Origin of the sequence: Burkholderia stabilis (genome assembly GCF_001742165.1) — a bacterium.
GTDB classification, from domain to species: domain Bacteria; phylum Pseudomonadota; class Gammaproteobacteria; order Burkholderiales; family Burkholderiaceae; genus Burkholderia; species Burkholderia stabilis.
The window spans coordinates 144,399-164,261 of the sequence record NZ_CP016444.1 but is presented as its reverse complement, the minus strand read 5'-3'; the positions used below and the strand labels follow the sequence as shown (position 1 = coordinate 164,261).

General features: G+C 66.8%; 17 protein-coding genes. 10 read left to right on the top strand and 7 right to left on the bottom strand.

Annotated elements, in window-relative coordinates; translation table 11 throughout:
- Window positions 1-3,231 carry an efflux RND transporter permease subunit gene (locus BBJ41_RS33345; RefSeq protein ID WP_069750605.1) on the bottom strand — a complete coding sequence of 1,077 codons (3,231 nt, stop codon included), beginning with the start codon at window positions 3,229-3,231 and terminating at the stop codon, window positions 1-3.
- A 270-nt stretch (window positions 3,232-3,501) separates the two neighbouring features.
- On the opposite strand from BBJ41_RS33345, the gene BBJ41_RS33340 reads away from it, so the two are divergent.
- Window positions 3,502-3,780 (top strand): DUF4148 domain-containing protein, encoded by a 279-nt coding sequence (locus BBJ41_RS33340; RefSeq protein WP_069750604.1) that lies wholly within the window; start codon window positions 3,502-3,504, stop codon window positions 3,778-3,780.
- Between the two features lie 15 nt (window positions 3,781-3,795).
- Window positions 3,796-4,023, top strand: a complete 228-nt coding sequence (locus BBJ41_RS33335; RefSeq protein WP_069750603.1) for a hypothetical protein — start codon at window positions 3,796-3,798, stop codon at window positions 4,021-4,023.
- 188 nt (window positions 4,024-4,211) lie between these two features.
- On the opposite strand, the gene BBJ41_RS33330 is transcribed toward BBJ41_RS33335, so the two are convergent.
- Both BBJ41_RS33330 and BBJ41_RS33325 read right to left on the bottom strand, forming a co-directional pair.
- Entirely contained in the window at window positions 4,212-5,600 is a 1,389-nt protein-coding gene (locus BBJ41_RS33330; protein ID WP_069750602.1) for an MFS transporter, read from the bottom strand.
- 130 nt (window positions 5,601-5,730) lie between these two features.
- On the bottom strand, window positions 5,731-6,654 hold the full coding sequence (locus BBJ41_RS33325; protein ID WP_069750601.1) for a LysR family transcriptional regulator: 924 nt from the start codon (window positions 6,652-6,654) through the stop codon (window positions 5,731-5,733).
- Window positions 6,655-6,770: 116 nt separating this feature from the next.
- Here BBJ41_RS33325 and BBJ41_RS33320 point away from each other — a divergent pair, with 116 nt between their 5' ends.
- From BBJ41_RS33320 to BBJ41_RS33310, 3 genes are all read left to right on the top strand, one after another.
- Window positions 6,771-7,349, top strand: a complete 579-nt coding sequence (locus BBJ41_RS33320; RefSeq protein ID WP_069750600.1) for a YceI family protein — start codon at window positions 6,771-6,773, stop codon at window positions 7,347-7,349.
- Between the two features lie 21 nt (window positions 7,350-7,370).
- Complete coding sequence (locus BBJ41_RS33315; protein WP_069750599.1) at window positions 7,371-7,976, top strand: FMN-dependent NADH-azoreductase; 606 nt, start codon at window positions 7,371-7,373, stop codon at window positions 7,974-7,976.
- A 99-nt stretch (window positions 7,977-8,075) separates the two neighbouring features.
- Complete coding sequence (locus BBJ41_RS33310) at window positions 8,076-8,924, top strand: pirin family protein (protein WP_069750598.1); 849 nt, start codon at window positions 8,076-8,078, stop codon at window positions 8,922-8,924.
- 166 nt (window positions 8,925-9,090) lie between these two features.
- Here the strand turns inward: BBJ41_RS33310 and BBJ41_RS33305 are convergent, their stop codons facing one another.
- On the bottom strand, window positions 9,091-11,439 hold the full coding sequence (locus tag BBJ41_RS33305) for a sensor histidine kinase (RefSeq protein ID WP_069751429.1): 2,349 nt from the start codon (window positions 11,437-11,439) through the stop codon (window positions 9,091-9,093).
- Window positions 11,432-12,265: a response regulator transcription factor gene (locus BBJ41_RS33300; RefSeq protein ID WP_069750597.1), complete on the bottom strand. Its 834-nt coding sequence runs from the start codon at window positions 12,263-12,265 to the stop codon at window positions 11,432-11,434. The genes BBJ41_RS33305 and BBJ41_RS33300 overlap by 8 nt, the downstream gene beginning before the upstream one ends.
- 45 nt (window positions 12,266-12,310) lie before the next feature.
- On the opposite strand from BBJ41_RS33300, the gene BBJ41_RS41470 reads away from it, so the two are divergent.
- On the top strand, window positions 12,311-12,502 hold the full coding sequence (locus BBJ41_RS41470) for a hypothetical protein (RefSeq protein ID WP_156814956.1): 192 nt from the start codon (window positions 12,311-12,313) through the stop codon (window positions 12,500-12,502).
- Window positions 12,503-13,602: 1,100 nt separating this feature from the next.
- Here the strand turns inward: BBJ41_RS41470 and BBJ41_RS41425 are convergent.
- Window positions 13,603-13,827 carry a hypothetical protein gene (locus BBJ41_RS41425; protein ID WP_197680928.1) on the bottom strand — a complete coding sequence of 75 codons (225 nt, stop codon included), beginning with the start codon at window positions 13,825-13,827 and terminating at the stop codon, window positions 13,603-13,605.
- Here BBJ41_RS41425 and BBJ41_RS41765 point away from each other — a divergent pair.
- The 3 genes from BBJ41_RS41765 to BBJ41_RS33290 all read left to right on the top strand — a co-directional run bounded on the left by BBJ41_RS41765 (window position 13,757) and on the right by BBJ41_RS33290 (window position 18,893).
- Window positions 13,757-13,909, top strand: coding sequence for an ESPR-type extended signal peptide-containing protein (locus tag BBJ41_RS41765; RefSeq protein WP_236872221.1), 153 nt, complete (start codon window positions 13,757-13,759; stop codon window positions 13,907-13,909). The genes BBJ41_RS41425 and BBJ41_RS41765 overlap by 71 nt on opposite strands.
- A gap of 80 nt (window positions 13,910-13,989) precedes the next feature.
- Complete coding sequence (locus BBJ41_RS33295) at window positions 13,990-18,453, top strand: beta strand repeat-containing protein (RefSeq protein ID WP_472294194.1); 4,464 nt, start codon at window positions 13,990-13,992, stop codon at window positions 18,451-18,453.
- Between the two features lie 44 nt (window positions 18,454-18,497).
- Window positions 18,498-18,893 (top strand): outer membrane protein assembly factor BamE, encoded by a 396-nt coding sequence (locus tag BBJ41_RS33290; RefSeq protein WP_069750596.1) that lies wholly within the window; start codon window positions 18,498-18,500, stop codon window positions 18,891-18,893.
- A 226-nt stretch (window positions 18,894-19,119) separates the two neighbouring features.
- Here BBJ41_RS33290 and BBJ41_RS33285 read toward each other — a convergent pair whose 3' ends face one another.
- Window positions 19,120-19,308: a hypothetical protein gene (locus tag BBJ41_RS33285; protein WP_069750595.1), complete on the bottom strand. Its 189-nt coding sequence runs from the start codon at window positions 19,306-19,308 to the stop codon at window positions 19,120-19,122.
- A gap of 298 nt (window positions 19,309-19,606) precedes the next feature.
- On the opposite strand from BBJ41_RS33285, the gene BBJ41_RS33280 reads away from it, so the two are divergent.
- On the top strand, window positions 19,607-19,822 hold the full coding sequence (locus tag BBJ41_RS33280) for a DUF3820 family protein (RefSeq protein ID WP_069750594.1): 216 nt from the start codon (window positions 19,607-19,609) through the stop codon (window positions 19,820-19,822).
- Window positions 19,823-19,863: the final 41 nt, after the last annotated feature.

The window sequence follows — 19,863 nt, the reverse complement described above, 5'->3', positions numbered from 1 at the left end:
TCAGGACAACGCCGGCGTGTCTTGCGCGCGGCGCGCGGCGGCCGCGTCGCGGCGCCGGCCGAGCCACGCATGGACGAAGCCGAACAGGACGGGCACGAACAGCAGCGTCGACAGCGTGCCGAACGCCAGCCCGCCGATCACCGCGCGGCCGAGCGGCGCGTTCTGTTCGCCGCCGTCGCCGAGGCCCAGCGCCATCGGCAGCATGCCGATCAGCATCGCGAGCGCGGTCATCACGACCGGGCGGAAGCGGCTGAAGCCCGCATCGAGCGCGGCCTGCCACGGCGGCGTGCCGCTGGCGATCAGCTCGCGCGCCGCGTTGACGACCAGGATGCTGTTCGCGGTCGCGATGCCGATGCACAGGATCGTGCCGGTCAGCGCGGGAACCGACAGCGTCGTGCGCGTGACGAACAGCATCCACGCGATGCCGGCGAGCGACGCGGGCAGGCCGCCGACGATCACGAGCGGGTCGAGCCACGACTGGAAGTTGACGACCATCAGCAGGTAGACGAGCGCGATCGCGAGCGCGAGGCCGCCGAGCAGCCCGGCGAACGACTCGTGCATCGCCTGCACCTGGCCGCGCAGCACGATCGACGAGCCGGGCGGCAACTGCGCGCGCGCATCGTCGACGAGCTTCGTCACGTCGGCCGTCACGCCGCCGAGATCGCGCCCCTGCACCGACGCGAAGATGTCGAGCACCGGCTGCACGTTGTAGTGCGACACGACCGCCTGCTGCGTCGCGCGCGAGAAGCTGCCGAGCGCGCCGAGCAGGTTCTGCGCGGGCGCGCCGGCCGCCGGGCCGCCGGCCGGCGTCTGCGGCGAACGCGCGGTGCCCGCCGGCAGCGGCACGTTCGCGAGCGCCTGCAGCGAATCGACCGAATACTGCGGCGTCTGCACCATCAGCGGATAGCTGACGCCGTTGCGCGGGTCGAGCCAGAAATTCGGCGTCGTCTGCGAGCTGCCGGACAGCGCGATCAGCAGGTTCTGCGCGACGTCGCGCTGTTCGAGGCCGGCCTGGATCGCCTTCGTGCGATCCACGTTCACGTTGATCGCCGGTTCGTCGCCGGGCTGCTGGATGCGCGCGCCGACAAGGCCGCGCACGCCGCGCAGCTTCGCGAGCAACGCGTTCGCGACGACGCGGTTCTGGGCGAGCTTGTTGCCGACGATCTGGATGTCGATCGGCGCGGGCAACCCGAAGTTGAGGATCTGGCTGACGATGTCGGCCGGCAGGAACGCGAACGTCACGCCGGGGAACGACTGCGCGAGCAGGTTGCGCAGCTTCGCGACATAGGCGGCGGTCGGCGCGTGGTTCGGCTTCAGCGTGATCATCACGTCGGCATCCTCGGTGCCGATCGGGTCCGACGAGTCGTACGTGAGGTTGATCCCGCTCACGGGCACGCCGATGTTGTCGAGCACGCTCGCGATGTCGCTCGCGGGAATCACGTCGTGGATGCGCGCTTCGACTTCGTCGGTCAGGCGCGCGGTTTCCTCGATCCGCGTGCCGGTCGGCGCGCGCAGGTGCAGGCGGATTTCGCCGGTGTCGACCGACGGGAAGAAGTCCTGGCCGGCGAACGCGAACAGTCCGGTCGATGCGGCGCATGCGAGCAGGAAGACTGCCGTGAAACGGCGGCGGCGCGCGATCGCCGCGGACAGCAGCGCGCGATAGCGCAGCCGTACCGCTTCGAAGCGATGTTCGAACGCCGCCTGGAAACGCGCGATCCGCGCGAATATGCCGCGCGGCGGCCGGCCGTGCCCCTTCGCGCGCATCAGCGCCATCGCGAGCGTCGGCACCAGCGTGCGCGAGAAGAAATACGACGCGACCATCGCGAAGATCACCGCTTCGGCCATCGGCACGAACAGGTAGCGCGCGACGCCCTGCAGCAGGAACATCGGCACGAACACGATGCAGATCGACAGCGTCGATACGAAGGTCGGCACCGCGATCTCGCCCGCGCCGGTCAGGATCGCGTCTTCGAGCGGCGCGCCGCGTTCGAGGTGGTGCGTGATGTTCTCGATCGCGACGGTCGCGTCGTCGACGAGAATCCCGAATGCGAGCGCGAGCCCGCCGAGCGTCATGATGTTGATCGTCTGGCCGAGCGCGGCGAGCGCGAGCAGCGACGTCAGCACCGCGAGCGGGATCGACACCGCGATGATCAGCGTCGCGCGCCAGCTGCCGAGGAACAGCAGGATCATCAGCGCGGTGAGGCACGCGGCGATCAGCGCCTCGCGCACGACGCCCTGGATCGCCGCCTTCACGAATACCGATTGATCGCCGAGCGCCGAGATGTGCAGCGCCTTCGGCAGGCCGGCCGCGATCTTCGGCAGCATCGCCTTGACCTGGTCGATGATCGTCAGCGTCGACGCGCTGCCGGTCTTCTCGACGGTCAGCAGCGCTGCGCGCTTGCCGTCCGCACGCACGATGTTGGTCTGCGGCGCGTAGCCGTCGCGGACGTGCGCGACGTCGCGAACGTACACCACGTTGCCACCGATCGTTTTCACCGGCAGGTTGTTCAGCGCGGCGACCGTTTGTGTGCTGCCGTTCATCTGCACGTTGTATTCGCGCGTGCCGATTTTCGCGGTGCCGCCGGGCAGGATCAGATTCTGCGCGTTGATCGCGTTCACGACGTCGATCGGCGCGAGCCCCTTCGCCTGCAGCGCGCGCGTGTCGAGATCGACGACGATCTGGCGGATCTTGCCGCCGAACGGCAGCGGCACGGCCGCGCCCTGCACGGTCGCGAGCTGCGTGCGGATGAAGCTGTTGCCGAGGTCGTAGAGCTGCTGCTCGGCGAGCGTGTCGCTCGACAGCCCGAGCTGCAGGATCGGCACCGTCGACGCGTTGTACGTGATGATGTTCGGCGGCAGCGTGCCGGGCGGCAGGATTCGCAGGATCGACGCGGAATTGCTCGCGGCTTCCGCGATCGCGCGATTGATGTCCGCGCCGGGGTGGAAGAAGATCTTCACGACCGACACGCCGTTCAGCGACTGCGATTCGATGTGCTCGATGTCGTCGACGTCGGACGTGAGCGCGCGCTCGTAGTTCGACGTGATCCGCTTGGCCATGTCCTCGGCGGAGAAGCCGTTGTACGACCAGACGATGCTGACGACCGGAATGTCGATGTTCGGGAAGATGTCGGTCGGCGTGCGCAGGAGCGCGAGCGGTCCCGCGATGAAGATCAGCAGCGCGAGCACGACGAACGTATAGGGCCGGCGCAACGCCAGCCTGACGATCCACATGATGTTGTTCCTCGAAGCAGGGCAAGGGCGCCGCATTCGATGCGACGAGCGTGCAGTCTGCCGTCGCCGCGTTGACCCGGTCCTGACTCGAAGATTACGAAACTGTTATCTGCGTGCCGCGCCGCAGATTTCGGAATTGTCATCCGGCAGTCAGCGTCGCGCCTGCTACGGTCACCAGAATGAATGTGTCAGGCGGGCCATCGCATTCGCGGTTCCGCCGGCGGCGCATCGACGATGCGTCCACATCGAACCGTTCTGGGGAGTTTCATCATGAATCGCAAACTGATCGCAGCCGCCGCGCTGCTCGCACTCGCAATCGGCACGCCGGTCGCCGCTTTCGCGCAAACCGCGTCGCAGGGCCTGACGCGCGCCGACGTGATCGCCGAGCTGGTCCAGGCGCAGCGCGACGGCACCGTGCCCACGTCGAACTGGGACTATCCGCCGAGCAAGCAGACGATCGCGCGCAATGCCGAGCTGTATGCGATCGCGCACGGCGAGCCGGGCACGGCGACCGCGTCGGCGTCCGTGCCGTCCGTCAGCACGCAGTAAGGCGGGAGCCGGACGATGAAAGTCCTTTCCCGACTGGCGATCGCCGCGCTGCTCGCGGCGGCGGTCGCGCCAGCCTTTGCGCGCGGAATGCCGCAACTGCCCGACGACGACGGCGGGCGCGCGAGCGTGCTGCGCGAGCTGAACCCGACGCGGGTGACCGACGACGCGCGGCCGCATCCGGCCGGCGTCGTAACCCATCACGAAGGCGTGACCGGCAGGAAAGCGACGGCATGCCGGTCCTGAGCATCGTCGGGGACGTCATTGCGTCGCGTTGTCGCTCGGCAGCACAATGCGTTGCCGGCAGCCGGTAAAAATCCCGATCGTCGAACATGACGAGATCGCAATCAGGCCGGGAAGCATCGGGCGATGTGCCGAACGCGCTGTCGCTCCGGGCGTGCCTGGTCCACCGGCGCGCCGGCTTCAATACCTCGTCAGGTATTCGGCGAAACCTCGGTCGCCGCCGGCACGACCGAAGCCGCCGATTCGTCGGCAAGCGCCCAGCGCTTCACCAGCCCGGCGATCACGAGCACGGCCACCGCGCCGGTCAGCGGCGCAACGGCCATGATCGGGAGAATCTGGCCGAGCCCCAATCCCGCGCTCAGGAGCGCCGCGCCCGCAAACGCGCTGCCGATCGCGCCAAGCCGCCCGAACGCGTGCATCCAGCTCAAACCGGTTGAGCGCGCAACGGTCGGGTAAAAGCGTGCGGTCAGCGCATTCATCCCCGTGTTCGTGCCGGGAACGAACCAGCCCCACGCGAATGCGAGCACCTGCAACGCCGCGAACGTCGATTGCACCCCGTGCACGGCCCACAGCGAGAGGGCGGCCAGGCAAAAGCTCACGGCGATCACCCGGTAGCGGTCGAAGCGATCCATCAGCCAGCCGATCGCGACCGAACCCAGCGTGCCGCCCCAGTTCAGGAAGCCGACCATGATCGCGCCCTGGGCGCTCGTATAGCCGGCGTCTTTCGCCATCGTCGGCAGCCAGTTGTACAGCAGGTACAGGACGAACAGCCCGACGAAATAGCACAGCCAGATGAGGACCGTGCCGGCCACGTAGCGCTTCGACAGGATCGTGCCGATCGCGCCACCTTTCACCTTCGGCTGGGCCGGCAGGAAGAAGTGCGTATCGGCGGCGACACGCGTGCGGCCGATCGCGGAAAGAATCTTCACGATCAGGTCGGGACGCTTGTTCTGAACGGTCAGGAATGCGACCGATTCGGGCAGCCACAGCATGAGAAGCGGCACGCAGACAACGGCCAGCGTGCCGCCGACCATCAGCATCGTGCGCCATCCGTAGCCCGGAATGATCCACGCCGCGATGAAGCCGCACAGCGCGGCGCCGACCGTGAATCCGCTGTACACGACGGTCACGAGGAACGAGCGCCGGCGTTCCGGCACGTACTCGGACCACAGCGTCACGACGTTCGGCATCACCGCACCGAGGCCGAGCCCGGTGACGAAGCGGATGGGCAGCATCGTCCCGAGGGAATTCGCCTGTGCGGTGGCCAGCGTCCCGAGGCCGATGATCGCCACGCTGGCGACCAGCACGCGCTTGCGTCCGAACCGGTCGGCGATCGGCCCGCCGAGCAGCGCACCGGCCGCGAGGCCGAACAGCGCGGCGCTGAGCACCGGCGCCAGCGCGCTCTTGGTGACGCCCCATTCCTTGATGAGCTCGGGCACGACGAAGCCGATGATGACGGTATCCCAGCCGTCCAGCGAGATGACGACGAACGTCAGAAACCCGACCAGCCACTGGAACGGGCTGACCGCGCGCTCGTCGATGAATTCGCGGACATTGATGGACTTTCCTGCTGCCGGCATGGCTGTCTCCTGCGATGGGGCACCAGGCCCTCGTATGGCGTCGGTCGACCCCCGACGCGACGCACCGCAGTGTTGGATCGCCGAAATTCCGCGTCCAACAAGAAATTCCGTTTACCGCGACAAGGAAACGTTATCGGTCGGCTTCGCCGTTCGGTTGCCCGCACACCGCTTCGCCGAGTTTCTCCAGAAGAAACTCGGCAAAGACCGTGACGGCCGGCGGCAGCGGCGGGCGGCTCGTATAGACGAGCTGCAGCCCGAGGCCGGTGCCCGAACGTCGATAAGCAGGCAGCACGCGCACCAGTTTTCCCTGCTCGATCGCCGGTTCGGCGAGCAACTGCGGCAGCAGCGCGATCCCGAGCCCCGCGATGCAGGCTTGCGCCACCACGCGCATGTCGTTGACCGAGAAGCGGCTGTCGATCGAGATTTCCTGGCTGCCGCGCGGCCCTTGCAGCCGCCACATGCTGCGCCCCTGGCGGCTGGACACCGTCAGGCAATCGTGCCCGGCGAGTTCGCGCGGCGTGCGCGGCGCGCCGCGTCGTTCCAGATAAGCCGGGCTGGCCGCGAGGATCGTCGTGCCCGCTGCGATCCTGCGCACGCGGAAACTGCCGCCGGTCTCGATCCCCATTCGCAACGCCAGGTCGATGCGCTCGCCGATCAGGTCGGACGGCGTGTCGTCGAGCAGGAAGTCGATGCTGATCTGCGGATAGCGCGCATAGAACTCGGCCAGCCATTCCAGCCGGAAAACCTCGAACAGGCCGGCCATCGCCGTCACGCGCACCGTGCCGGACGGCGCCTGCCCGTCCGCATGCTGGCGCTCGATCTCGAAGATCCGGTCGAGCGCCGGCGCATAACGCTCGAACAGCGCCTGGCCTTCGGTGCTCGGCGCGAGCTTGCGGGTCGAGCGGTGCAGCAGCCGCGTGCCGAGTTGCCCTTCGAGCTGGTCGATGCGGCGGCTCAGCGTATTGGCCGGCATGCGCAGGCGCCGCGCGGCCTCCGAGAAGCTGCCGGCGCGCACGACCTGGACGAACAGCGCGAGATCATTCAGATCGAGCATCGGATTACTCCAAAAATGGACGAATCAAATCCTATTTATCCGTCTAGTGTAAAGCAGCCCCGGTCTCCATACTGGCGTCACGTCACAAACGCACCTGATGTCTCGAGGAGATTGAATTGAACAAGTATCTGACGATCGCGGCGGGCGCACTCGTCGCGTCGCTGTCGTTTTCCGCATTCGCGGCCGCGTCGACGTACCAGCTCGATCCGGACCATACGTACCCGAGCTTCGAGGCCGACCACCTCGCCGGGCTGTCGGTCTGGCGCGGCAAGTTCGACAAGTCGGGCGGCACCGTGACGCTGGACCGCGCGGCGAAGACGGGTACGGTCGACGTGACGACCGACATTACGTCGATCCACACCGGCAGCGCGAAGCTCGACGAGCATCTGCAGAAGGCCGATTTCTTCGACGCGGCGAAATTCCCGCAGGCGATCTACAAGGGCACGATTACGTTCGACGGCGACAGGCCGGCGACGGTCGTCGGCAATCTCACGATGCATGGCGTGACGCGGCCGCTGACGCTGAAGATCGATTCGTTCAAGTGCATGCCGCATCCGATGTTCAAGCGCGAAGTGTGCGGCGTCGATGCAGCGGGCGAGTTCGACCGCAGCGATTTCGGCGTCGATCTCGGCAAAGCGTACGGCTTCAGCATGAAGACGCGCCTGCTCATTACGGCCGAAGCGCTCAAGCAATAAATCCATTCCGGGAACAACATCATGAAACTGCTGCACATCGATTCCAGCATCCTCGGGCAAGCCTCCGTCAGCCGCGAGCTGTCGGCCCAGGCCGTTGCAACCTTCCGCGCCCGCGATCCGGGCCTCACCGTGACACGTCTCGACCTCGCCGCGACGCCGATCGGCCATCTGACGGCGGAACATCTTGCCGCCGCGCAAGGCGCGCCGGTCGACGACGCGCTGAAGGCGGACGTCGAGATCGGTCAGCGCGCGCTCGACGAATTTATCGCGGCCGACATCGTGGTCATCGGTGCGCCGATGTACAACTTCAGTATCCCGTCGCAACTGAAGGCGTGGATCGACCGCGTCTCCGTCGTCGGCAAGACGTTCGGCTATGGCGAGAACGGGCCGGTCGGACTGTGCGGCGGCAAGAAGCTGGTCGTCGTGTCGTCGCGCGGCGGCGTGTACAGCGAAGGCTCGCCGATGGCTGCCGTAGACCATCAGGAAACCTATCTGAAGGCAGCATTCGGACTACTGGGCATCAAGGAAATCACCTTCATTCGCGCCGAAGGCGTGGCGATGGGGGATGACCTGCGCAACGGCGCACTCGCATCGGCGAAGCAGGCCGCTGCTGCGCTCGTGGCCTGACGTGTTCGGCCGGCTGCTTTCCTGATTTCGCACAAACCGTGGCGGACGCCCGGCCGGGCGCTGCCGCCTGTCGCCCGTCGATACGCTGGAGTATTTCCGATGCATGCCACGAATCCTGTCTCGCCGACCGCTGTCGCTGGCCGTCACGTCGTTTTCCGCACGCGCGGCCATACACATGGGCCGGTCGTGCGCATGGTCAGCCCGTCCGACGTCGGTGAAATGATCAAGCCGTTCGTCTTTCTCGATCTGGTTGATACGCGAGCGCCGATCGCGCAGTCGAGCTTCGGCTGGCATCCGCACTCGGGCATTGCGACGCTGACGCTGATGATCGACGGACAAGGCACTTATGCCGAATCGACCGGCCACAAGGGCACGGTCACGGCTGGCGACATCGAGTGGATGAGCGCGGGGCGCGGGGTCTGGCACACGGGCACGGTCGTGCCGCCGGTCAAGGCGTTCCAGTTGTGGGTCGCGTTGCCGCCGGGGCGCGAGCTGGCGCCGGCATTCAGCCGTCACCTGTCGATCGACGACATCCCGACGGACGGTCCGGCGCGCGTGCTGCTCGGCCGCAGCGGTGAGGCGGTCAGCCCGATCGATGCGCCGCTGGGCGTCAACTACGTCGTGGTGAATCTCAAGGCCGGCGAGCGCTGGACCTGCCGGCCGCAGCCGGGCGAGCGGGTCGGCTGGACGGCCGTGATGGACGGCAGCCTGCGTACGCCCGACCCGGTCGGTCAAGGCGAACTGGTGGTCTTCGACGCGTCCGACGCAGCGATCGAATTCGAAGCGGTGACCGATGCGCGTTTCGTGGTCGGCACGGCCATCCCGCATCCGCACGATCTGCATCTGGGCCGCTATTCGGTACACACGAGCGCTGCCGCGCTGATCGAGGGCGAGCGTGAAATCATGCGCATCGGCTGCGAACTGCACACCAAGGGAACGATGCGCTGATTCGTCGGCGCGCAAGCCGATATCTGCCGCGCGGAGCCCTGCCGTACGCCAATCGGTCGGCGTCTTTGCATGATGTGCGGCATCGACGAACGCAAGCGCCGGCTCGCGCTCGTCGTGGATGCCGGTACGTCTCGCAGCCGCGCGCTTCCGCAGCCGCCGTCCGCCATTACGCGGGCCCGACCATGTTCGTATCGGCGTCGAATGACGCATCCGCGGCGCGCGCGCGTTTCAGCGACTCGGCCAGTTTCTCGATCGCATGCAGGTCCAGCGTATCGAGCCGATCCCGCACGTCTTGCACGAACGACGAATGATCCGGCTCGTTCGCAAACTGGCCGAGCCATTCCTCGATATCGGTGAGCCTGCCATCTCCGGCCAGCACGATCAGTTCGTCGAGTGCATCGTCGGACGGGCCGTGCAGCGACGGTGCGGCGATCTCCGGTTCGGCATCGTCCGCCGGCTGAAACCGCCGGACGAGCTCCGATACGGGCACGAGCGCGTGCCCGATGGCCGGTGCGACGACCGGGAACGAGAACGACGTACCGGCGCCCGGCCGGCTGGAAACGGCCAGCTCGCCGCCCATCGCGCTGACGATGCGCTGCGCGATGAACAGGCCGAGCCCGGTTCCGCCGTTCACGGCCTGCACTTGCTGGTAGGCGCGGAAGATGTCGCCGGTCCCGGCGATGTCGATCCCGATGCCCGTATCGGCGACCTCGAACAGCAGGCGCCACGCATCGCCTTCGCGCGCGGCATGCACCAACAGCGTGACCGTGCCGTCGCGCGTGAATTTCGAAGCATTGGACAGCAGGTTGAGCAGCACCTGCTGCAGCCGCATGCCGTCGATCGACACCGTGCGCGGCAGCAGCGTGGCCGGCCGGTAGACGAACCGGTTGTCCTGCTGCGCGCACAGCGCGAGCGCATAGTGGCCGATGTCGTCGAGCAGCGCGGGCAGGTCGGTCGTATCCGGCGCAACGCCGAGCGGTTGCAGTTCGGCTTTCGTGTACGCGAGCAATTCGTCGATCAGCGCGAGCTGGTAGCGGATGCTCCGGTCGATCGACCGGATCAGCCGCGCCTGGCCGCGCGTCGCGCTTTGCAGCAGCAGCTTCGCGTAACCGTTGATCGTCGACAGCGGCGCGCGCAGGTCGTGGCTGACGTAGCCGAGCGTCTCGATCTTCTGCTGCATGTGCGTCCTGACCTGCTGCAGCGCGTCGTTGAGCGCGACCGTGCGTCGCGCGACTTCGTCGCGCAGGCGGTCCTGCTCGGTGAGCTGCCAGTGTTCGAGCCGCTTCCTCGCCTCGGTGCGTTGACGGCCCACGTGGTGGATCCACGCAGCCAGCACCAGCAGGTGCGTGGCGAGCCCGATGATCGCGATGACCGGGTTCGGAAAGATATCGGATTTGAGCCAGGACAGGAACGGCGGCAATGCGTCCATGCCGTCGAGTATCCGGATCAGCATGTTGAAGGTGGCGAACCCGATCGCGATCAGCATCACGCGGCCGGTCGGCGTGCGGCGGATGGCAAGCGTCAGCGCGACGCCGATGTTCACGATCCCCAGCACGGTATTCAGCCGCAGGCAGAACCACGTGAAGGTCAGCAAGTCGCCGAAGGCGGCGCCGGCCATGCCGACGCATTCGAGCGCGAGGAACACCATGTAGACGGCACGCATCGGTATCCTGGCCTGCTCGCGCCGGGCGACCATCAGAATGAAGACGATGAAGCACGCCACCGCCAGATAGACGAAGACGATCTCGCCGCGTGACGACCACTCGCGTGCGGCGGGCGACAGAACCAGCGCCACATAACCGCGGTACGCCGCTTCGAAGAGCGTGGTGTTCAGCGCCAGCGCGGCCAGCACGTAAAACACGCCGTCGCGCGAAAAGAACCCGATCAGAAGCGCGCACCACACGAGTGCGAGCAGCCCGCCGAAGAACCCGAAGTCCCACATCGCGGCGTGCGATTCCTGCGCCGCCCATGCCGCACGGGTGTAGGCCGCCGGTGCGAGCCGCATTTCCTTGCGAGACGTGACACGGATCAGGACCGTCACCTGTTCGCCGGCGCGCAACGACACGTCGAGTACCGGGTAGCGGGATCGTTGCCGGTCCGCCTCGCCGTCCGCGTCGGCGGCGGGGAAGCGGCTGGCCGCCATCCATTTGCCGTCGCGGTCGAGATAGAAGTCGGCGTGATCGACGCGGGCATCGCGAAGCAGCAGCACCAGCGGGCGAGTCGTGCTGTCGCGATTGGTCAGCGTCGCGCCGACCCACCACGCCGAACGGGAAAACGCGATGTTGAACGAGGGCGGCGTTGCGGCGGATGTGCGGTGAGACGGGGCGGCAAGCCGGGCGGCGACCTGATCGACGGTCATCGCCGTGCTCGCGTCTTCGAGAAGGGATACCGCGTCGAGTTGCGCGGGGGCGGGCGTCGACGCGGCCCGGGCCGTCGCGCAGGTGACGGCCATCGCGATCACGAGCAGCAGCAACGCGCGACATCCGGCTGCCCAGGCCGCGTATCGCCTACGCATCGTGATGGTGCTCCCCGGGCGCGGGCGGCGCGTGAGCCGCATGGCGCTGCCGCCGCCAGTCGGACGGCGTGATGCCGAAGCGTTCGCGGAACGCCGTCGCGAAATTGCCGGGCGTGGAGAAGCCGATTTCCTCGGCGACGTCGCCGATCCCCATCGACGTCTGGGCGAGAAAGTGCATCGCGGCGCGCAGGCGCGTGTCGCGCAGGTACTCGAACACGGTCTGGCCGAGATGATCGCGGAACACGCGGGACAGGCGCTTTTCGTGCGTGCCGACTTGCTTGGCGAGATCCTCGAGCGCCGGCGGGTGGCGCAGGTTGCGCAGCAACACCTCGCTGGCCGCGCGCACGAGGGCGGCGTCCGGGTTGTCGGGCAGTTCGGGCAGGTGCGCGAACGGCTGGTTGCGCCGCGCCCGTTTCAGGTGATTGCGGATCCGGGCCAGCACTTCCGCCGGTTCGAACGGCTTGACGATGTAGTCGATCGCACCGGTCTCGAGCCCGGCGATGCGATCCTCGAGATCGCCCGCCGCCGTCAGGATGATGACCGGGATCGACTGGGTCGAAGGCGTCGACGCCAGCAGCCGGCACGCGGCGAAACCGTCCATGCGCGGCATGCGCACGTCCATCAGGATCAGGTCGGGAGAGATCGCCTGCGCGCGGTGATACGCCTGCAGCCCGTCGAACGCGATGCTGATCCTGCATCGCGCCGCACGCAGGATTTCGGTCAGGAGCCGCAGGTCGTTCGGGCGATCGTCGACGACGAGAATATGTGCGTCGACGAGATCCGGCGTGGTGCGAGGCGGCGCCGCACTGGACAAGCGGGATGACATGGTTGAAAACGCGCTGGAAGGATGGGCTGTCGGATTGAAAGCATCGTGTCGGGCACGATTGTTGCGAAAAATTATATGTCGACAACAGCGGCGGCTGTGAGGATTCCGTGCGGACGGTGTGGGCATCTTCGTCGGGGTGTGCGCGTCTTCGGCAGCGGCGCGCGGCCGGACGGAAAGAAGGTGGAAAAACATGCCGAATTGGATTTTAATATCGGTCTTTATTTCCGGCTCAATTGATATAGGTGGGAATTGGCCCGAACAATGAATTAACGAGTCCGGTATCGGGAAGATGGTGGTGTCCGATCCAGGTCGAGCATGCCGATTCGAAATCCACCTGATTAAGATTTTATGGATGTCCGGTAAAAAATTCTTTCACGCCTGAATCGGCTTTTTGGGCCCGGATGTATGAATGTAAATGGCGTCCGCTCCGGAAAAGGGTTTGTCCGCCCGGGAAAAGGTTTGTTTGGACGAATGCCCCCACACTAGCCCCGGCGCGGTTGGAATCGGTTCTTTCGAAGTGAGCCGGCCGCAGAAGAATGGCTGCCGCTGTCGTATCCGGAAACATGCGATTCAATGTCACATTGAATGATGGCATTCTCAAAATCCGGGCGTACGGTAGCAGGTTAATGATTGGCACGAGGTAATGCAAATTTCATAATTTTCCGAATACGTTGGTATATAAGAGAAGCCGGTGAATTGTGAGGTCTGTTCGGGTGTGATGCGCCGCGCAAAAAAATCGTCAAGGAAATTCGATCGATTAATTCGGTGCAGGGGTCGTTCGGCGAGTCACGGGCTTTTCCGGAAATCCGGAAAGCGCGTTTGACGGCCGAACGGAAAGGGCGAGTGGCGTCGCGTTGGCAGCCTGGCGGTTCGATCCATCCGGGGCGGTCGCGTGTGGTGCGCTATCGAATCAGGCGGGCACGAAAAACATGAGTACAACAGGCATGGCAGGTCAACGCACCGGTTCGAGCGAACCGGTGTCGGCTGTCAGCGTCAGCGATCCGGCGGCGCACGCTTCAGCCCCGGGAATCGCACGACGTCATCCTCCCCCTGAATGAAACAGGACGGGCCGCCCGGGTTGCGGGCCGGCGTCCGTCCACCCAGCGTCTGAACGACGCTTTCCGATGAAATTCGAGGTCGCCGCCGGTTCGGCGCGACGGCGCACGCGCGCGGATTGGCAGTGCGTTGCGCATCGTGCCGCCGCCGGGACGGCGATGTCGGCTCCCTGATTCGATAACCGGCGATCGTCGCCGCGCATCGCGTCGAAAGACGCATGCGGCGTGCGGTCGCGTGATCGCGATGGCGATCGCGAGTGTCGTGCAGCGTTGTTCGATCGTTTAGTTAGCCATCCAAAGTGAATAGCCGGGCGTCGCGACGCGGGCGAAGGGGGCGTCTTCGCTTGCCGCTGCGTTCGCCGTTGCGTCGTCCGGCACATGAGAACCGAGGGAAGACAAGATGAACAAGTCGTTCAAGTCGATCTGGAACGAAGCATTGGGAGCCTGGGTTGCGGCTTCGGAACTCGATCGCGCGCGCGGAAAGCGTGTCGCGTCGTCGAGCAGCACGCCGGAGCGGGCCGCACACGGGTGTGCGGCGGCACCCGGGGGATGCCTTCGCCACCGTCGCTACGGCGGCTGGCCGTGCTGATGGCGTCGGCGTATCTCGGCTTGTTCCATGCCGCCGCGCATGCGCAGTACGCGGCGGATGGCGGCGCCGCGAACGGCGGCGTGACTTCGATTTCGATCGGCGTCGGTTCGAGCGCCGCGCAGCAGAACTCCACCGCACTGGGCAACCTGGCGACGGCGCAGGGCGTTTCGGCCACCGCGCTGGGCCCCGGCGCGCGGGCGATGGGCGACGCTTCGACGTCCGTCGGCATCAACTCGCAGGCAACCGGCGTCAACAGCTCGGCGCTCGGCGTGCAGGCGATCGGCAGCGGCGATTACTCGGTTGCCGTCGGCAATCTGTCGAGCGCAACCCAGAGCGGCGCGGTGGCGATGGGCAGCGGCGCGGCCGCGACCGGCATTTCGGCGGTCGGGCTCGGCAACAATGCGCTGGCGTCCGGCCAGTATGCGGCTGCGCTCGGCCTCGGGGCGAGCGCGGTCGGGGTTCAGAGCATCGCGCTCGGCTATGCGTCGCATGCCACCGATACGGGCACGGTCGCGATCGGCAACCAGTCGACCAGTTCGGGTGCAGCCGGTGTCGCCGTGGGCAGCGGCGCGCTGGTGACCGGCAATTCCGGCGTCGCGATGGGCGTCAACAGCGGTGCGAAAGGCGGTACGTCGATCGCGATCGGCTGGGGCGGCACGGCCGGCGTGCCGGGATCGGGCACGCAGTCGCTCGGTATCAGCTCGATCGCGCTGGGCTCGAGCACGACGGCCGGCGCCGACCAGTCGATGGCGTTCGGCCTGAACGCCAGTACGTCGGGCGTCAGTTCGATCGCGATGGGCGTGCAGTCGATCGCGACGCAGCAGTTCGCGGTCGCGCTGGGCAATCTCTCGCGCGCGAGCGGTATATCGGCGAGCGCATTGGGGTCCGGTGCGACGGCGTCGGCCAACAATTCGACCGCGGTCGGCATCAACAGCGTCGCGGCGGCGGGGTCCACCGTCGCCATCGGCGACACCAATTTGGTCGCGGCCGCCGCGGGTGCGGGGTCGATTGCCGGCGGCAACAATTCGAAGGTGCTGTCGGGGGTCGGCGCGGTCGCGCTCGGCGAAGGCCAGACGGTCAGCGGCAACGGCGCGGTGGCGATCGGCGACCCGAGCACCGCGATCGGCACCGGCGCGGTCACGGCCGGTTCGAACAACACCGCCAACGGCAATGGCGCGGTGGCGATCGGCAATTCGAACAACGCACAGGGCACCGGCTCGATCGCACTCGGCAACACGTCGACGGCCGCGGCGGCGGGCGCGGTGGCGTTCGGCGCGTCGGCCGTGGCGAACAATGCGAACGACGTTGCGCTCGGCTCGGGTTCGACGACGGCCGCGCCGAATCCGACGGCAAGCGCGGTCATCGGCGGCGTCACGTACAACTTCCAGGGCACGAACCCGACCAGCGTCGTCAGCGTCGGCGCGCCGGGCAGCGAGCGCCAGATCACCAACGTCGCGGCCGGGCGCATCAGTTCGGCGAGCACGGATGCAATCAACGGGTCGCAGCTCAATGCGACAAACCTGGCGGTCAATTCGTTGTCGACGTCGACGGCATCGAGCGTCAGTTCGCTGTCGACGGGCGTGTCGTCGTTGTCGACCGGTTTGAGTTCGACGAACAGTTCGGTGACGTCGTTGTCGACTTCCACGTCGACGGGGTTGTCGTCGGCGAATAGCGCGATCACGTCGTTGTCCACGTCGGCGTCGACCGGCATCAGCTCGTTGTCGACGGGCCTGAGTTCGACGAACAGTTCGGTGACGTCGTTGTCGACCTCCACGTCGACGGGGTTGTCGTCGGCGAATAGCTCGGTCACGTCGTTGTCCACGTCGGCGTCGACCGGCATCAGCTCGTTGTCGACGGGCCTGAGTTCGACGAACAGTTCGGTGACGTCGTTGTCGACCTCCACGTCGACGGGTCTGTCGTCGACAAATAGTTCGGTCACGTCGTTGTCCACGTCGACATCGACCGGCATCAGCTCGTTGTCGACGGGCCTGAGTTCGACGAACAGTTCGGTGACCTCATTGTCGACTTCCACGTCGACGGGTCTGTCGTCGACGAATAGCGCGGTCACGTCGTTGTCCACGTCGACGTCGACCGGCATCAGTTCGTTGTCGACGGGCCTGAGTTCGACGCACAGTTCGGTAACCTCATTGTCGACCTCCACGTCGACGGGTCTGTCGTCGACGAATAGCTCGGTCACGTCGTTGTCCACGTCGACATCGACCGGCATCAGCTCGCTGTCGACGGGCCTGAGTTCGACGAACAGCAACCTGACTTCCCTGTCCACGTCGACCTCGACGGTCGTCGGCTCGTTGTCGACCGGCCTGAGCTCGACGAACAGCAACCTGACTTCGCTGTCCACGTCGACGTCGACGATCGTCGGCTCGCTGTCCACCGGCCTGAGCTCGACCAACAGCAACCTGACGTCGCTGTCGACATCGACGTCGACGATCGTCGGCTCGCTGTCCACCGGCTTGAGTTCGACCAACAGTTCCGTGACGTCGCTGTCCACGTCCACGTCGACCAGTATTGGCTCGTTGTCCACCGGCCTGAGCACGACCAACAGCAACGTGACCTCGCTGTCGACCGCGACGTCGACGAGCATCGGTTCCCTGTCGACCGGCCTGAGTTCGACGACGAGCTCGATCACGTCGCTGTCGACGTCCACGTCGACGACCATCGGCTCGCTGTCCACCGGACTGTCGAGCACGAACAGCAACCTGACCTCGCTGTCGACCGCGACGTCGACGGGCATCGGTTCGCTGTCGACCGGCCTCAGCTCGATCGCGTCGAACAACACCAATCTCGGCAACAGCACGGCCGGCGCACTGGGCGGCGGCGCGACCTACAACCCGACGACCGGGACGATCTCGGCGCCGTCCTACGTGACGTACAACAGCAACGGCTCGACGACGGTCAACAACAACGTCGGATCGGCGATCGACAACATCAACGCGCACGGCACCAAGTATTTCCACGCGAACTCGACCGCGCCGGACAGCCAGGCGCTCGGCGTCGACAGCGTCGCGATCGGCCCGAACGCGATCGCGAAGGTGGACGGCAGCATCGCGCTCGGCTCGGGTTCGGTGTCCGACCGCGCGACGGTGCCGGCTTCCGGCACGATCCGCAACGGCAGCGCGTCGATTCCGTTCAACACGACCGACCAGACGTTGCTGGGCGCGGTATCGGTCGGCGACGCGACCAGCAAGACGTATCGCCAGATCACCAACGTCGCGGACGGCACCGGCCAGCAGGACGCGGTGACGGTGCGGCAGCTGGCGGGCGCACTGCAGTCGTTCGCGGTGACGAGCACGAAGTACTTCCACGCGAACTCGACGGCGGTGGACTCGCTCGCGGTCGGCGCGGATTCCGTCGCGGTCGGCCCGACCACGGTCGTCAACGGCGATAACGGCGTGGGCATCGGCAACGGCGCGATCGTCGACGCCACCGCGCCCGGCGGCGTGGCGATCGGGCAGGCGGCGAGCGCCGCGCAGGCCGATGCGCTCGCGCTCGGCAGCGGCGCGACGGCAACCGGCGCGCAGTCGGTCGCGCAAGGCGCCCACGCGGTCGCGGCGAGCGTGGGCAGCGTCGCGATCGGCTCGGGTGCGCGCAGCAACGCGACCGACGCGCTCGCGCTCGGCGCCGGCGCATCGGCGACCTACGCGAACAGCGTCGCGCTCGGCGCGGGTTCGCTCACCACCGTCGGCGCGCAGACGAACTACATCGCGTACGGCCTGAGCAGCCCGCAGTCGTCGGCGGGTGAAGTGAACGTCGGCAACCGGCAGATCACCGGCCTCGCGGCCGGCAAGAGCGGCACCGACGCGGTGAACGTGTCGCAGCTCGATTCGGTCGCCAACCAGTTGACGACGCTGATCAACCAGCGCACGTCCAACCTGGGCGGCTCGTACACGTCGAATCCGGCCGGCTCGAATGTGCCGCCGGGGCCGACGGGGACGAACTCGTCGGCGGGCGGCTCGGGCGCGGTCGCATCGGGTTCGAACAGCACGGCGGTCGGCAACGGTTCGCTCGCGTCCGGCAACGGATCGACCGCGATCGGCGTCGGGTCGACCGCGTCGGGCAGCAATTCGGCCGCGATCGGCACGGGCAGCAACGACGGCGGGCGGTCGAACGTCGTCGCGGTCGGCTCGGCGGATTCGGCGCGCCAGGTGGTCAACGTCGCGGCCGGCACGCAGGGCACCGATGCGGTCAACGTGAACCAGCTGAACGCGAGCGTGGGCAATACGCTGTCGCAGGCGAACAGCTACACGGACGGCCAGGTGGCCAGCCTGCGCAACAGCCTCGACAGCTACCGCCGCGATGCGGACGGCGGCACGGCGACGGCGATGGCCGTGGCCGGCCTGCCGCAACCGTCCGGCCCCGGCAAGAGCATGGTTGCGCTGGCCGGCAGCGTGTATCGCGGCCAGTCGGGGCAGGCGCTGGGCATTTCGACGATCTCGGAGAACAACCACTGGATCTACAAGGCGGCCGTCTCGACCAATACGCGCGGCACGTATGGCGCGGTGGTCGGCGCCGGGTATCAGTGGTGAGCCGCGGCCCGCGCCGTTTCCCTTTCAATCAAACGATGCCAAACATGAACGCCAATCTTGCAAAGTTCGCGGCCGCGGCACTGCTCGCCGCCGCCGGCCTGACCGGATGCGCCACGCAGCAGGGCGATCCGCCGTTCCCGTCGCCCGATACGGCCACGCTGCGCGAAGGCACGTATCCGAATCTCGCGAACCTGGCGCAGGTCCGGCCGGGTGTGACGAAGAACCAGCTGTACGAGCTGCTCGGCCCGCCGCATTTCCACGAGTGGATCTTCCACGTGCGGACGTGGGACTACCTGTTCCAGTTCCGCGATGCCGGAAAGGTCGCGACCTGCCAGTACCAGGTTCGGTTCGATTCGGATAACCGCGTCGTGAAGACGCGGTGGGACAAGCCGGAATGTGAGGCCTTCGGCGGGAACGCGGCGGCGGGCAAGGAGGGCTGACGCTGCCTGGCCGGCCTTCGGGCCGGCTTGCGGGCGCCGATGTCGCGGGGCCATCGGCGCCCGCCACTGCATTGCGTTACCGGGCGGGTGTCACCGCGGCCGCACGCAGCCGTTCAACGGAGACGGAATGCGTGAGGTCGCGACCGGGTGTGCAAGACAGCAATGGCCGGGAAGGGCCGACTGAAATGCGTGCGGACAAGCAAGGCGCCCGGCAGCGCGCGCCGTGTCAGTGTCTGAGCACGCAAACGGCCACGATTTCGTATCCGGGGTCGGCATGCACGTGCGCGGCCTTTTCCGCTTCCTCATACGAACGAAACGACGTGGCATCTTCAACCGCCGGTGCCATGCCGATATCGCCATCCTCGGCGGTGCAGAGGAACTGCTCGCCGGTCTTCACGACGTAGATGGACATCATGATTCCCTCCAGGGTGTGCAGGGGGAAATTTCAGTCTAGCAGGCGGGAAAGGGGCGCAATCCGCTTTGTCCGTTCCGTGAGAGACCTGCCGGAGGCAGGTCCGCGTCGCTTGTCCGCGCGTCGTTCGGGCTGGCTCGCAGGGTATTCGCCAGGGCCCGATTCGACGGGTAGCCGGCTGGCGGCCCGCCGGCCGTCAACCCGGCGTGCTTTCTGGATTCCGCATCGCGCGTCGGGCCGATTTCGCGATCATCAGCCGACACGGATCGGTGGCGGGGAGAAAGCCGTGCACAATACCCGCATGCAATCCCCAGACCTCGAATACCTCGTCACCGTCACGATGCCCTTCGGAAAATACAAGGGCCGACTCATTGCCGACCTGCCCGGGAACTACCTCAACTGGCTGGCCCGCGAAGGGTTCCCGCGCGGCGAACTCGGCCGGCAGCTCGCACTGATGCACGAAATCGATCACAACGGCCTGAGAGGCTTGCTGGAGCCGCTCCGCCAACGCGGATAACGCCGATCCGTCCCCGGCCTGTCCCCGGTCGCCTGCCCATG

What these genes read in the sequence shown, in the direction of transcription:
- BBJ41_RS33290 (WP_069750596.1), top strand. Translation starts at nt 18,498, where the DNA reads ATGAACGCCAATCTTGCAAAGTTCGCGGCCGCGGCACTGCTCGCCGCC.
- BBJ41_RS33285 (WP_069750595.1), bottom strand. Translation starts at nt 19,308, where the DNA reads ATGATGTCCATCTACGTCGTGAAGACCGGCGAGCAGTTCCTCTGCACC.
- BBJ41_RS33340 (WP_069750604.1), top strand. Translation starts at nt 3,502, where the DNA reads ATGAATCGCAAACTGATCGCAGCCGCCGCGCTGCTCGCACTCGCAATC.
- BBJ41_RS33280 (WP_069750594.1), top strand. Translation starts at nt 19,607, where the DNA reads ATGCAATCCCCAGACCTCGAATACCTCGTCACCGTCACGATGCCCTTC.
- BBJ41_RS33310 (WP_069750598.1), top strand. Translation starts at nt 8,076, where the DNA reads ATGCATGCCACGAATCCTGTCTCGCCGACCGCTGTCGCTGGCCGTCAC.
- BBJ41_RS33325 (WP_069750601.1), bottom strand. Translation starts at nt 6,654, where the DNA reads ATGCTCGATCTGAATGATCTCGCGCTGTTCGTCCAGGTCGTGCGCGCC.
- BBJ41_RS33345 (WP_069750605.1), bottom strand. Translation starts at nt 3,231, where the DNA reads ATGTGGATCGTCAGGCTGGCGTTGCGCCGGCCCTATACGTTCGTCGTG.
- BBJ41_RS33305 (WP_069751429.1), bottom strand. Translation starts at nt 11,439, where the DNA reads ATGCGTAGGCGATACGCGGCCTGGGCAGCCGGATGTCGCGCGTTGCTG.
- BBJ41_RS33300 (WP_069750597.1), bottom strand. Translation starts at nt 12,265, where the DNA reads ATGTCATCCCGCTTGTCCAGTGCGGCGCCGCCTCGCACCACGCCGGAT.
- BBJ41_RS33335 (WP_069750603.1), top strand. Translation starts at nt 3,796, where the DNA reads ATGAAAGTCCTTTCCCGACTGGCGATCGCCGCGCTGCTCGCGGCGGCG.
- BBJ41_RS33330 (WP_069750602.1), bottom strand. Translation starts at nt 5,600, where the DNA reads ATGCCGGCAGCAGGAAAGTCCATCAATGTCCGCGAATTCATCGACGAG.
- BBJ41_RS33315 (WP_069750599.1), top strand. Translation starts at nt 7,371, where the DNA reads ATGAAACTGCTGCACATCGATTCCAGCATCCTCGGGCAAGCCTCCGTC.